General features: G+C 70.1%; 12 protein-coding genes. 9 read left to right on the forward strand and 3 right to left on the reverse strand.

The annotated features are described in order from the left end of the window. Positions 1-221 precede the first annotated feature (221 nt). Entirely contained in the window at positions 222-605 is a 384-nt protein-coding gene (locus IE311_RS31085; RefSeq protein WP_189835192.1) for a hypothetical protein, read from the forward strand. A 199-nt stretch (positions 606-804) separates the two neighbouring features. On the opposite strand, the gene IE311_RS31090 is transcribed toward IE311_RS31085, so the two are convergent. Next, a complete protein-coding gene (locus tag IE311_RS31090) occupies positions 805-1323 on the reverse strand; it encodes a hypothetical protein (RefSeq protein WP_189835193.1) in 519 nt (172 codons plus the stop codon). A gap of 168 nt (positions 1324-1491) precedes the next feature. On the opposite strand from IE311_RS31090, the gene IE311_RS31095 reads away from it, so the two are divergent. The 7 genes from IE311_RS31095 (at position 1492) to IE311_RS31125 (ending at position 8305) form a co-directional block, all read left to right on the forward strand. Beyond that, positions 1492-2340: a MerR family transcriptional regulator gene (locus tag IE311_RS31095; protein ID WP_189835194.1), complete on the forward strand. Its 849-nt coding sequence runs from the start codon at positions 1492-1494 to the stop codon at positions 2338-2340. Positions 2341-3209: 869 nt separating this feature from the next. Beyond that, positions 3210-3596: a hypothetical protein gene (locus IE311_RS36950; RefSeq protein ID WP_229902273.1), complete on the forward strand. Its 387-nt coding sequence runs from the start codon at positions 3210-3212 to the stop codon at positions 3594-3596. A gap of 277 nt (positions 3597-3873) precedes the next feature. Further along, positions 3874-4845 (forward strand): ROK family protein, encoded by a 972-nt coding sequence (locus IE311_RS31105; protein ID WP_229902274.1) that lies wholly within the window; start codon positions 3874-3876, stop codon positions 4843-4845. A 253-nt stretch (positions 4846-5098) separates the two neighbouring features. After that, positions 5099-6286, forward strand: coding sequence for a mannose-6-phosphate isomerase, class I (gene manA / locus IE311_RS31110; protein ID WP_189835197.1), 1188 nt, complete (start codon positions 5099-5101; stop codon positions 6284-6286). 401 nt (positions 6287-6687) lie between these two features. After that, complete coding sequence (locus IE311_RS31115; protein ID WP_229902275.1) at positions 6688-7332, forward strand: hypothetical protein; 645 nt, start codon at positions 6688-6690, stop codon at positions 7330-7332. 70 nt (positions 7333-7402) lie between these two features. Next, complete coding sequence (locus IE311_RS31120) at positions 7403-7960, forward strand: transposase family protein (protein WP_189835198.1); 558 nt, start codon at positions 7403-7405, stop codon at positions 7958-7960. 33 nt (positions 7961-7993) lie between these two features. After that, entirely contained in the window at positions 7994-8305 is a 312-nt protein-coding gene (locus IE311_RS31125) for a hypothetical protein (RefSeq protein WP_229902276.1), read from the forward strand. 296 nt (positions 8306-8601) lie between these two features. Here the strand turns inward: IE311_RS31125 and IE311_RS31130 are convergent, their stop codons facing one another. Both IE311_RS31130 and IE311_RS31135 read right to left on the reverse strand, forming a co-directional pair. Continuing rightward, positions 8602-9648: a LacI family DNA-binding transcriptional regulator gene (locus IE311_RS31130; protein ID WP_189835199.1), complete on the reverse strand. Its 1047-nt coding sequence runs from the start codon at positions 9646-9648 to the stop codon at positions 8602-8604. Then, the gene (locus tag IE311_RS31135) at positions 9645-12044 is read right to left on the reverse strand and encodes a glycoside hydrolase family 2 protein (RefSeq protein WP_189835200.1); all 2400 of its coding nucleotides are present in this window, start codon (positions 12042-12044) and stop codon (positions 9645-9647) included. Before IE311_RS31135 ends, IE311_RS31130 begins: the two co-directional genes overlap by 4 nt. Positions 12045-12325: 281 nt before the next feature. Here IE311_RS31135 and IE311_RS31140 point away from each other — a divergent pair, with 281 nt between their 5' ends. Next, on the forward strand, positions 12326-13654 hold the full coding sequence (locus IE311_RS31140) for an ABC transporter substrate-binding protein (protein ID WP_189835201.1): 1329 nt from the start codon (positions 12326-12328) through the stop codon (positions 13652-13654). The last annotated feature ends 44 nt before the right edge of the window (positions 13655-13698 follow it).

Here is a 13698-nt window from a genome sequence, read left to right on the forward strand (position 1 = left end):
AGGACCCCGGCCCGCGGACTCCGATGCCCGCGCCCACGTGGGAGGTGATGCCCTGCCCCGGGGCCGTGCGACTCCGGTCCACATGATTTCCGGCGCTTCTTCATCCGCCGCCGACCCGGCTCCGAATCACTGATGACCCCGCACGACGAGGCAGACGTTCGAACCCCACGGCGTCACTCGACGTGCCCACGGAAGTCGATCAATCGAGGGAGGTGCGTCCGATGACCGCGTCCATGCGCGCCCGCCGTCTGGTGGCAAGTGCCGCAGCGGCGGGACTGCTGGCCGGCGGCGCCGCGTTCGGCATGTCCGGCACGGCCACCGCGGCACCCGCGCCCACATCCGTCTCGACCGTCGTGAACGGTGACCACCGTGACCATCACGACCGGTGCGAGTGGAAGAAGGGGCACTGGGAGAAGAAGTGGGTGAAGGGCCACTGGGAGAAGAAGCGGGTCCACGTCAAGACGTGGCACCCCGGCCATCACGACAAGCACGGTGACTGGCACAAGGGCTACTGGAGCCACGACCGCCAGTACAAGTGGGTCTACGTCCCCGCCCATTGGGACCACTACTGGGTGAAGGGTCACTGGGACTGCAAGCACCGCTGACCGGCGGACGTCGAACCCCTACCACTGAGGGCCGGGCCGAGGGCCCGGCCCTCAGTCGGGCCTGCCGACGGGGCACGCGAGGGGGCCGTCCGTGGCGCGGACGGGTGCCGGAAGCTCGGTGGCACGGCACGGCACGGCACCACACGACAGGACACGACACGGCGCGGCACCGCGTACGAGCTGCTGCCGGCGGGTCGGTTCAGGAACTCGGCGAGCCCGTGTCGATGACGATCATCTTCTCCAGCGTGTACCTGTCCAGGTCCGGATGGTGTTGCTGCCGGCCGGTCCGGATGCGGTGGAAGCGGAAGGTCCCGTTGGTGGTACCCGCGCTGACGATGCATCGGATCCGGAGCGGCGGTTCGACGGAACGGCCCAGATCGCAGATGTGCAAGGCCAGCGCGAGGCCCTGGGTCAGCAGGAGTCCTTGATCGGCCTCGGCTATGACGGGCTCCCCGTCGTCCAGGACTTCGACGGTCACGGGCACGAAGTCCTCGAGGTGGAAGCTGTTGACACTGCACTCCCACGCGGTGAGGTCGACGAAGTCTCCGGGGCCGGTGTCACGCAGGTGACGGGCGGTATCGGTCAGCACCACGGCGTCGCCGTGGAGGGTGATGCCGTTGGCCGTGAGATCGCGGAGACCGGCTGTCAGCCCCTGCGGGGTCTGTGTCGGTACGAGTCCTGTCCATGCGTCGAGCAGGGCCGCCGCCGTATCGTTCATCTGCACTGTAAGCACCCGTCAAGAGTCCCTCAGGGACTCAGGAGGACGGGACGCAGGGCCTCTTCCACGCTCGAGGGCGGGCCCGGGCGCGCCTTGGCGACGGCGGCGGAGCAGTCATTCGGGGAGGGGCTTGACTCTCGGGTTACGCGAGACGGCACAGTCAATGCCGTGGACAGGAGAAACCTACTGCCGATCGGGCAGTTCTCGCAGGCCAGCGGCCTCTCGGTCACCGCGCTTCGGCACTACGACGCCAGCGGTGTGCTGGTGCCGGCTTTCGTCGATCCGGTGAGTGGCTACCGGTACTTCCGGCGTGGCCAGGTGCGTACGGCGCAGTCGATCAGGGCGCTGCGGCAATTGGACATCCCGGTGGAGGAGGTGCGCCGGCTACTCGGCAGTGGCGGCGAGGAGGGGCTGGTGGCCGCTCTGCAGGCGCATCTGCGGGCGGCCGAAAGGCGGTTGGAGGTGCAGCGTTCTCTGGTCCACAGCCTGTTGAGCCGACTGACCGAAGGAGCAGGGATGACCCACCACGTCACCGTCCGCCAAGGCGCCGCGGAAAGGATCCTCGTCCGCGGCGCGACCCTGGACAACTCCGGGCTCGATGCCTTCCTCCGCGGTGCCTACCAGGAGATGTACGAGGTCGCCGGTCGCGGCCCGCTCACCTTCACCGGGCCCGCCTTCGTCCGCTTCCACGGAGTGTGCGACGACGAGAACGAGACGCTCGTCGAGGCGTGCCTGCCGTTCTGGGAGGACGGCGCGCAGCCCACGGACCTGCCCGAGGACATGATCGTGCGCGAACTGCCCGAGAGCACCCTCGCCTGCACGGAGGTCGAGGGAGCGGCCGCCGGGTTCCCGCAGATCCTCGGCGCGTACGACGCCGTCGCCAACTGGATCACCGAGCACGGCTTCGCCTTCGCGGGCCCGGCCCGGATGGTCTACCGCCGGTGGACCGGGACACCGGACGCCCCGGGCAACCGCCTGGAGATCGCCTGGCCGATCGCGGAGCCGACCGGCGATTAGGTCGTCTCCTCCGGATCTTGCCGGGCGGCGCGGGCCGGGCAGGACCCGGAAGACGGCCTGGGCGGGGTCCGGTGGATCAGGCGGTCGTCCGATCCGAGATGGCGGCAGCCGACGGTCGGTGCCGTCGGTGCCGCTGGTGGTCGCAGTCGGGCGCCGCCACGACTCGCTCTGCTTCGAGGCCGTCGTGGCTGAGCCGGCGCCGCATCACGGCGGTGATCCCGGATCCTGCTGACCTGCCGACCAGATCGCCACCGCGAGAGGCGTGGCTCTCGCGGTGGCCGCCCACCCGGCTCCGACCGCCGGGCGTTCACGCCCGGATCGGGCCCGTCGACCGTCCCGCCCATGGCGTCGTACATGAAGTAGCTCATCGGCCCATTACCGCAAGAGGTGATCCACGAGAAACGGCCCGGACGTTCCTCTCGTACCCTGCCTGCATGACCCGTCATACACCGCCACGACCGGTGGACGTCGAGCGGCTGTTTCCCGAGGTGGCGCCCCTACGGAAGGAGACCGTGCGGCTTCACCCGTGTGTGGGTGAGCCGACGTGCCGAGACAGCTCGGTCGGGGGCCCGCTGCTGTGGCCGGCCGATGAGGCCTGGCCGTCGTGCCCTGAGCACCAAGGGTCGCCGATGGTGCCTGTCGTGCAGATCTACCGCAGCGGTGTTCCAGGCATCGTCCCGTTTCCCGAAGGGTGCGATCTGCTCCAGGTTCTCTGGTGCCCGAGGAAGCACAGCGGCCGTCGTTGGATCGTTCCGCACGTCCGATGGCGAGAGGCCGGGTCGGTCGGGAGGGTGCTGGAGACCCCGCCACGCCCGGCTGAGCGGTGGGAGAACTACGTCCCACGTCCTTGTGCGGTGCATCCGGAGCTGGTGACGGAGTACCCCTACTGGGATCTTCGTGACGACCTGTGGGGCGAGTTGGAGTTCCGATTCCTGGACCTGGACCAGGAGACGGGCTGGGACTACCAGAGCCACCTCTCCACCGCGCCCGGGACGAAGCTGGTGGGATACCCCGGCTGGTGCCAGGATCCGAAGTGGCCGCAGTGTGCCGGATGCGGGAATCGCATGGAACACCTGCTGACCGTGGAGAGCACGGAGGCGGACGCCGTGTCCCGGCGTGCCTGGACCCCCGTCGAAGAGCAGCACACTCCTTCCGAGGGTCCGGGCCTGGTTCTGGGCGACCTCGGCGGCGTGTACTTCTTCGAGTGCCACGTCGGCCCCGGGCGTCCCTTCACGCACCGCTACGACTGCCCGTAGCGCACGAGGGCCGGTCCCGTTTCCTACGCGTTCACGAGTCTGCGGAGCCCACAGAACTGACTGTTCGTCACGCGAGGACTGTCAGACCGCGCCGCCGGCGTGAGCTCTGTCAGTGAGCCGACGGAATGGCCCCTGGGAGGGGTGACGGCGGGGTGAGGGGGCGCAGGTTCCATCGAGAGTTGCTTAACCGGATCCGTTGACCTCTGGACAACGTTGTCAAAGTGGAGGCAGAGTGTGCCTTGCACATCGGCCGGTTCTGGAGAGGTTGGGCGTCAGGGTGTACGGAGCGCTGGACATCGGGGGTACGAAGATCGCGGGGGCCCTCGTCGACGCCGAGGGGCGCGTCGTGGTGCGGTCGCAGCGGCCGACGCCCGCGCGTGAGTCCGCCGGCGTGCTGATGGCTGCGGTGACCTCGGTCGTGGACGATCTGGCGGCGTACCCGGAATGGGCCTCACTGTCGTGCCTCGGCATCGGGAGCGCCGGGCCCGTGGACACCGTCGCGGGCACGGTGAGCCCGGTGAACCTACCGGCCTGGCGTGCGTTTCCGCTGGTGGAGCAGGTACGGCAGCATCCTGCGGTGCCTCGCGGCATGAAGCCGGCGCTCATCGGCGACGCGGTCGCCATGACGGCGGCGGAACATTGGACCGGCGCGGCGAAGGGCGTGGCCAACGCCCTCTGCATGGTCGTGTCGACCGGCGTGGGCGGCGGTCTCGTCCTCGGCGGCTCCGTCCACGCGGGGACGACCGGGAACGCCGGGCACATCGGGCACATCACCGTGGACCAGAACGGTCCCGTATGCCCGTGCGGAGCCCGCGGCTGCGTCGAGCGCTACGCCAGCGGTACGGCGATCGCCGCCCACGCGCTGGAATCCGGCTGGACACCCCCGGGCGGCGGCCCTGCCACCGCCCGGGAGGTCGAGATCTCGGCCCGAGGGGGCGACCCGAGGGCCCTTGCCGCGTTCGACCGGGCCGGTCGCGCCCTCGCGGCCGCCATCGCGGCGACCTCGGCGCTCGTGGAGCTCGATCTCGTCGTGGTCGGCGGCGGTGTCTCCCAGGCGGGCGAGATGTTGTTCGGGCCCCTGCGGCACCACCTGAAGTCGTACGCGGTCCTCGACTTCACGCGCGACGTCCCCGTCGTGCCCGCCGGCCTGGCGCTCGACGCCGGGCTGATCGGTGCGGCAGCGGCCGGTGCCGCGGCGACCGGGATGTCCCGCGCCGGCGCGTACGCCACGGGCCGGGCGCCCGCGTGACGTCCGCCGGTGCCGGTGCCGGTGCCGGTGCCGATGACGAATCCGGCGTCGACTTCCGTGCCGACGCCGATGTCTCCTTCTCCGCCTTCAGGTGACCCTGCCGGGCCGCCGACGGGCACCGGTCCGTCGATGAGCCCGGACCGTCGTCGTTCACCCTGCCCGCCGTACACCCGCGGCCGTGGGGAGCCGTACACCGCGTCGCGTCGGTGCGTCTCCCCGCTCCGACCCTCCATCCGCACCTCGGGAACAGAACGTGGATCTCCTTCAGAACACCGTCCAGCCCTACGACTGGGGCTCCCTCACCCTGCTGCCCGAACTCATGGGTGTGCCGCCCACCGGCGTGCCCCAGGCGGAACTCTGGATGGGTGCGCATCCGGCGGCGCCGTCCCGGCTCCGCAAGGGTGAGGCCGTGGTCTCCCTGGACCGGGTCATCTCCGAGGACCCGGAGGGCGAACTCGGGGCGGCCACGATGCGCCGCTTCGGCCCACGTCTCCCGTTCCTGGTCAAGCTGCTGGCCGCCGACGCCCCGCTCTCCGTGCAGGTGCACCCCGACCTCGCCCAGGCCCAGGCCGGGTTCCGGCGCGAGAACGCCCTCGGAGTGCCTCTGGAGGCGCCGCACCGGAACTATCGGGACGACCAGCACAAGCCCGAGATGATCGTCGCCCTCACCCCGTTCCGCGGGCTGTGCGGATTCCGGGCCCCCGAGGGCTGCGCCGACCTGCTCGACTCCCTGAGGGTTTCCTCGCTGCGGCCGTACTCCGAGGCCCTGCGCGCCGCCCCCGGGGCGCAGGCCCTCTCCGAGGTGTTCCGGGCCTTTCTCCGCCCACCGGAGGGCCTGGTCGACGCCGTCGCACGGGCGCTCGCGGCGGCCACCGGCTCCGGCGTGTCCGCCGTCGACGCCTACGCGGGCATCGCGCGTGCCTGTCCGCGCGACCCCGGCCTGCTGTCCGCGCTCATGCTCCGTTACGTCGAACTGGCCCCGGGCGAAGCGCTGTTCCTCGGAGCCGGTGTTCCCCACGCGTATCTCTCCGGGCTCGGTGTGGAGATCATGGCGAGCTCCGACAACGTTCTGCGGTGCGGGCTCACCTCCAAACACGTGGACGCGGACGAACTCGCCGGGGTCGTCCGCTTCGGTGCGCCGCCGACGCGCGTCCTGACTCCCCGTGAGATCGGCGGCGAGGAGGTGTACCCGGCGCCGGTGGACGACTTCCGCCTGTCGAGGTACGTCCTGCGAGGAGGGGAACCGCCGCGGCCGCTCGCGCTCGACGCCCCGCAGATCGTTCTCTGTACCGAGGGCGAGGTCACCGTCTCCTCCGCCGGCGAGATCCTCCGCCTCGACCCGGGGAGTTCCGTGTACCTCCGTGCCGGGGCCGAAGCCGCCCTCCGGGGCGACGGCACGGCGTTCCGTGCGACGACCGGCACCGCTCTGGGATGCCGGTGACGAACCCCCGACGACAACCCGCGACACCAAAGCCGCGGCAACGAAACCATGGCTCTACTTAACCGATTATGTCGAAGGTGTTGTGATCGGTCTTCCAGGCCTCTGGCCTCAACTCGGCCGCAAGGGGCCGGCAGGAACATCCGCCGACCAGGCGGTGGTTCGGCCGCGCCGGCGCTGACTCCCCACTGCCCGGATCGAGCCGCAGCAATGCCCGGGCACTGGGGCCCGGCGACGGCCTGCGCGACAACGCACCCGCCGTCCTCGCCCAGGGCCTGTCCGGCCGATCATGCGGCTGATCCTGAACCGTTCTGATCCTGAACCGGTCTGATCCGGGAGGTCGGAACGAGGAAGCGCCGGGCCGGAGGATTCCTGGCGCGCCGGCCCTGGTAGAACGGCGACCGGTGGGTATCCAGGAGCGCGAGCGCAAGATGTACCGGCCGCTGCGGCGGGCCGGCCTCGAGGTGATCCCGGACGACGTGCCTGACGGCACGATGCCGTTCGTCTTCGGATATCGCCCCGAGGACATCGTCGGCGGCTTCTCCCACCGCTACAAAACCCCACGGCTCGTCGAGCGTCTCAACGAGGACTGGTACGAACTGGCGGTCTCCTCCGGCCTTCTCGACCACCGGCGCGAGTTCCTCGTCCTGCTTCCCCACGGTACCCACACGCACCAAGCCGTCCTGCACAAGCAGAACCAGCACGATGGCCGCCGTGCCGCGCCGGCGGTCTGGACCCGGGTCCGGCTCCTGGACCGCTGGGACATCATGGGCCGGGGTGCGGCATCGGCGTTCCTCGGCATACGTGCGGGCCACCCGGGCTTCGGCATGATGGCGCTCGACAGCAGTGTGTACATCAGCTGCTCGACGGGCGAGATCGGTGTCGACGTGAGTGCGGTGGACCACCCGGCCCGCTCCGAGAAATTCCTGCAGTACCTGAAGTGGTACGCACAGGGGGACTATCCACGCGCCGACACGGAACTGCAGAAGCGGATCGCCGTCTGGCTCGCAGGCCGCGCACCGAGTGCCGTCAGCCGTTCCGACCGATGACCAAGAGGCCCCCGGTGGTGAGGTCGGCAGGATTGTCGCCGTCCAGCTGATCCACGGAATTCCGCACCGGGTGCGGACCGGCATTCAGTGGCGTGACCCCTTCGCCCAACTCGCGGCCGGGTTCGGCGTCGGCCTGGCCACCGCTCACCGCTACGTCACCGAGCCGTGGGCGTCCTGGCCGTCCTCGCCCCTCTCCCGCAAGCCCCGCAAGCACCGCCAGCGCGGCATGAACGTCCAAGTTCTCACCGACCCGTTCGGGAAGCTCATCTGGGCTTCGCCGGCCCTGGCGGGCGCGGTCCACGACATCCAGGCAGTTCGTACCCACGGCCTGCTCGACGTCCGCAGCGCCGACAGCATCCGGTGCTGGGTCGACAAGGCGTACCAACGCTCCGGCCCCTCCGCCCGCGTCCCCTTCCGCGACCGCTTGAACAAGCTCTCCGCCTGGAAGAGGGCCGTCAACCGCGCCCACGTCAAGATCCGCGCACCCGGCGAACAGGCCATGACCACCCTCAAGTCCACGGCCACCCTCAAGTCCTGGCGCCTGCCGCGGAAGCTCCGCTGGAGCACCATCCGCATCACCGACCTCGTCAAGGCCGCCCTCACCCTGGAGCTGAGCGCTTCAACCTGAGGAGGACGCCGCACTGCCTCCTATACTCCTGGCGTGTCCAATACGCCGAACCTCTTCCACGTTTCGTCCATGCTCAATCGGCAGTCGATCGCACGGCATGGCCTGGATTGGACCCGCATGGGCGCCGCACCGGGAATCGCCGGCAGCCGCCGCCCTGAGGTGGAGGGGATCTTCGTCTGTCGAAGCGAGGAGGAAGCAGGATTCTTCCTTCAGATCAACAACACCGGTGGTCCGGTTGATCTCTGGTCCGTGGACGGCGTCGATGAAGGACTGCTCCTCGACAACGGTAACGGATTCGCCTACCTGCCCGACCGCATACCAGCCGCGCAAGTCCGCCTCGCATGATCAGACGTTCCTCCGCGGCTTGGCTTTCTGGGGCCGGCACCGTGCCAGCCTTCCTCACCCTCGACGGCGTCCCCTGCCCCAAGGGCTGACCCCGGCCGCACCCTTCGCAACGCGCGCGTGAGGATCGGGTTCCGCGGGCAGGTCCCGGGCCCCGGAGCCCGCTCCTCCTTTCCCTTCGCCCGTTCGACGGCGATGAGGGGCCCTCCCTCCGTCGCGAGGCAGGGCCCCTCATCGCCCGTCTCGATACCGAGTGGATTCCGCCGATGCCGGCGGCTCCGCCGATGACGCCGAAACCTCTACGCGCGCCGGGGAGGCCCCGTCGATCCCCGGGGTGTCAGGGACGGTGTGGGGACCTGGAAGTCCCCCTCGTGCGTGCCCTCGATCACGCCGAACAACGTCCGGGCGACCGCCTCCCCGAACCGGTGCACGTCATGGCTCATCGCCGACATCGGCGGATGGGTGAGCCGGCACAGCTGGGAGTCGTCCCAGGCGAGCAGCGAAACGTCGTCGGGCACCCCGAGTCCCATCTCGGCGGCGACCGCCGCCCCGGCGACGGCCATGATGTCGTTGTCGTACACGATCGCCGTCGGGCGGTCCGGGGACATCAGGAGGCTGCGGGTCGCCCGTGCGCCCTCCTCTCCCACGAACCCCGTCGGCACCTGGCGGCCCCCGTCCAGGCCCAGTTCCGCCATGGTCGCCTCGAAGGCCGCCGCCCGGATGCCGCTGTGCCCGAGGCCGGAGGGGCCGCCGACCCGCGCGATTCTCCGGTGTCCGAGCGCGGCCAGGTACCGCACCGCTTCGGCTGCGGCCGAGGCGTCGTCCGTCCAGACCGAGGGGAACCCGCCGGTCAGCGACGGGTGCCCGACCGCGACGGCCGGGATGCCCAGCGCACGCAGGGGCGGGACCCGGGGGTCGTCCCGGTGGAAGTCCACCAGGATCGCCCCGCCGATGGTCCGGCTGCGCCACCAGCCCTCGAGCAGCACGGTCTCCTCCTCCAGATCCCGGACCAGCCGGAGCAGGAGCGAGCAGGACCGTTCGGCGAGGACGTCCTCGATCCCGGAGATGAACTCCATGTAGAAGGGCTCGAGTCCGAGGAGCCGGGCGGGGCGGCAGATCGCCAGGCCCACGATGCCCGTCCGCCGCCCGGAGAGGTTTCGCGCGGCCTGGTTCGGGCTCCAGCCGAGCTCTATCGCGGCTTCGAAGATGCGTTCCCGGGTGGTCGGGGACACCCCCGGCCTGTTGTTGAAGGCGATCGAGACGGCGCCTTTGGAGACCCCGGCCCGCGCGGCGACGTCGTTGATCGTCACGCGCGGACCGGGGACACGAGGAGCTGTGGAACTCACACCGCTCCCACACTGAACAGGGCGCGGCGGACGGCCGTCACATCGTCGCCGGACCAGCCGGTGACGGCGATACGGACCTCCTCGCCCGGCAACAGGGTGGTCAGACCGCGGTCGGCGGCGGCCGCGGGGGCCAGCCGGTCGGCCTGGAGGAGGAGGTCCCGCACCATCGTCCGGGCCGTGACGACCACGTCCACCGTGCCACCGTCGCCGTGCGGTTCGACCCGCACGTCGTACGCGGGTACCGGGTACGCGAACTCCTTGTCGTACACCGGGACATGAACGGCTCGCAGGCCGTCCGCGTCGGCGACGAGCAGCTCCTTCGACGAACCGGTCCCGGGCAGCAGCGAGGCCGGCACGACCAGCCGTACGACCGTCCGGGCCGCCGCCTCCAGTTCGAACGTGGCCTCCTTGAGCACCGTGCCGTCCGCGTCGGCCCGGCGCAGCGTGACGGAGGTGCGCCAGGTGGCGCCGGACTGGTTGTCGAGGGCGAGCACCGGGCCGTCCTCGGTGGGGACGAGGCTGAGGAGGCGGTCGGCGTAGACCCGGCGGAGCTCGTGGTGGAGCGGCTTGAGGCGTCCGTCGCCGTCGATCGCGGCCCAGGAGCTCACCGGCCAGCAGTCATTGAGCTGCCAGACGACCGTGCCCGCGCAGACCGGCCAGTGGGAGCGCCAGTGCTCGATGCCGGCGGAGACCGCCCGGGCCTGGACGACCTGGGCGAGGTAGTGCCAGCGGTCGAAGTCGCCCTTGGGAAGGCCGAAGTGGCGCTCGATGCCCCGGTTCAGCTTTCCGTTGCCGTCCTCGGCCTTCTGGTGGTGCAGCATGCCGGGGGAGTCGGGGGCGAGTTCCTCGCCGGGGAGTGCGCGGCGCAGCGTCGCGAATGCCGGGGGAGCCTGCCAGCCGAACTCCGCGCAGAACCGGGGCACGTCCGCCCGGTATTCGGCGTAGTCCTGACGGTTCCACACCTCCCACGAGTGGTGGGTGCCGTGGCGGGGATCGTTGGGGTGGTGGTCCCAGGACCCGGACCAGGGGCTGCCCGCCGTGTAGGGGCGGGTGGGGTCCGACTCGGCGACGATCCTGGGCAGGACACCGAGGTAGTAGCCCTCGCCCCAGGAGTCGCCGGCGAGCGGCGTCTCCCAGTCCCAGTCGCGGAAGCCCCAGAGGTTCTCGTTGTTGCCGTTCCACAGGACGAGGCTGGCGTGGGGCATGAGTCGGACAACGTTGTCACGCGCCTCTGCCTCCACTTCTCCACGGAGGGGCTGTTCCTCCGGGTAGGCCGCGCAGGCGAAGAGGAAGTCCTGCCAGACCATGAGGCCGAGTTCGTCGCAGACGTCGTAGAACGCGTCGTCCTCGTAGATGCCGCCGCCCCAGATGCGGACCAGGTCGACGTTGGCCTCGGCGGCCTGGGTGAGCCGGGCCCGGTAGCGCTCGGGGGTGACCCGGGAGGGCAGCACGTCGTCCGGGATCCAGTTGACGCCGCGGGCGAAGATCCGTACGCCGTTGACGACGAAGGTGAAGCCCGTGCCGTGCTCGTCGGCGGACCGGTCGACCGTGACGGAGCGGAAGCCGATGCGACGGGTCCAGGAGTCGAGCGGTTCGCCGCTCTCGTCCAGGAGTTCCACGTCGAGCCCGTACAGCGGCTGCGCGCCGTACCCTCGCGGCCACCACAGTTCCGGTTCGGCGACCTCGATGCGCAGCGCCGCCTCCTCGCCCTCGAGGGACGTCTCGGCGACGGCGCCCGCCACGGTGGCGCGCAGGGTCAGCCGGCGGCCGGCCCCGGAAGCGGTGCGCGCCGCGCGGACGTGGAGTTCGACCCGTCCGGTCGTGCCGTCGACCGTGACCAGGGGGCGGACCTCGGCCAGCCGCGCGGTCGACCAGTGCTCCAGCCGTACCGGTCGCCACATGCCGGCGGTGACCACGGTGGGACCCCAGTCCCAGCCGAAGGAACAGGCCATCTTGCGGATGTACTGGAAGGGCTCGGGGTAGACGTTGGGCCGCTCGCCGGTGAGGGCGCGGACCCGGTCGGCCTCGTCGTACGCGGAGGCGAAGCGCACCTCCAGGGAGCCGGTCCGCCCGGTGACGTCGAAGCGGTGGACGCGGTGCATGTTGCGTGTCGTGCCGAGGGAGGCCCCGTCCAGAAGGATCTCGGCGGCGGTGTCGAGACCGTCGAACACGAGCTCGGACCGCTCGTGTCCGCTGTCGTGGCCCAGTGTCGTGACGTACGACCACGACCGTCGGCCGACCCATGCGACCTCGGTCTCGTCGAGCCCGAGGAACGGGTCGGGTATCACCCCGGCGGCGAGCAGGTCGCTGTGGACGCAGCCGGGTACCTGGGCGGGGAGCAGCGCGTCCTCGTAACGCAGGTTCCACCCCTCGTGCAGCTGAGTGACGTCCTTCATGGTGTGCGGCTCCGATCGCCTGGTCGTGGGTGGGATGCGTATACGGGCCGACAAGCTAGCCGTACGGTGGGGCGACTGTCCATGAACCGGTCAAGTGTCTGCATCGCGCTGTGCGGTCGCTCGACCGTGAGCGAGCTTCACGGGTCCAGCCCTATGGGGCATCGCTGCCGGTAACGATTAGGCATCACGCTGGAAATCGGTACTTTACCGGTTCACAAACGGCTGACATAGTGCCGACATCCCACCGATTGCCTGAGCCGTGACTTTGAAGGAGTTGGGCCATGGGGAACAAGAAGACGACAGTGCTCTCGGGAGCGCTTCTGGCCACCGCGACACTGGTCCTGTCGGCGTGCGGCGGCGGAGGCGGCGGTGCGACCGGAGAGGTGGCCGCCCCTCCCGCCGACCCGAAGGGGGTCTCGGGAGAGATCAAGGTCCTGACGCAGCGGACCGACCTCGTCCAGAAGGGGGTCATGAAGGCGTACGCCGCCGAGTTCAACAAGATCTACCCCAAGGTCAAGGTGTCGTTCGACGGCATCACCGACTACGAGGGCGAGGTGAAGATCCGGATGAACGCCAAGGCGTACGGTGACGTGCTCCTCATCCCGGGCGCGGTCGCCAAGAACGACTACCCGAAGTTCTTCGCCCCGCTGGGGACGACGGCGGAGCTGTCGTCGAAGTACCGCTTCAGCGACAAGGCCGAGGTCGACGGCAAGGTCTACGGCATCGCCCAGTTCGGTACGGCCAACGGCTTCGTCTACAACAAGGCGTTGTGGAAGAAGGCCGGGATCACCGCCTGGCCGACGACTCCGCAGGAGTTCCTCGCCGGCCTGAAGGCGATCAAGGACAAGACGGGGGCCACTCCGTACTACACGAACTTCAAGGACGGCTGGCCGCTCGTCCAGTGGACCGCCAACAACGGCTCGGTCGGCTGTGACGCGAACGCGGGCAACAAGCTGGCCGGTCCGGTCTCGCCGTGGAAGGAGGGCGGTGAGCTCCGTGCGATCGACGGCCTGCTGTACGACATCGCGAAGCAGGGGCTCTCGGAGAAGGACCCCACCACCACCAATTGGGAGACCTCCAAGGCGCTTCTCGCCGAGGGCCGGATCGCCACGATGATGCTGGGCTCCTGGTCGATCACGCAGATGCGGGGCGCGGCGGTCGACGCGGGCCTGAGGGCGGACGACATCGGTTTCATGCCCTTCCCGGTCCAGAAGGGCGGGAAGTTCTGCGCGGCCGTGGTCTCCGACTACCAGCAGGCCGTCAGCGTCCACTCCGAGAACAAGCCCGCGGCCCGCGCCTGGGTCGACTGGTTCACCGAGAAGTCCGGGTTCTCGGAGAAGGAGGGTGTCGTGTCCGCGGTCAAGTCCGCTCCCATGCCCGCGACGCTCAAGGACTTCGTTGACAACGATGTCACCTTCTTCGACCGCTCCGAGGCCAGGACTGCCGCGGTCAATGACATCGACGACGCGGCGGAGATCGGCCTCAACAAGCCCGACTACCGCCAGAAGCTGATCGACACCGCGCGGGGCGCGGCGAAGGGCAGCGTCGAGGACTTCTTCGCCGACCTGAACAAGAGGTGGGACGAGGCGGCGAAGACCGCCGGTTCCTGACCGACCGGCGGAGCGGGCCCCGGCCGTACGACACCGGCCGGGGC

The organism is Streptomyces zaomyceticus, from assembly GCF_014656215.1.
In the GTDB taxonomy this organism is placed as follows: domain Bacteria; phylum Actinomycetota; class Actinomycetes; order Streptomycetales; family Streptomycetaceae; genus Streptomyces; species Streptomyces zaomyceticus.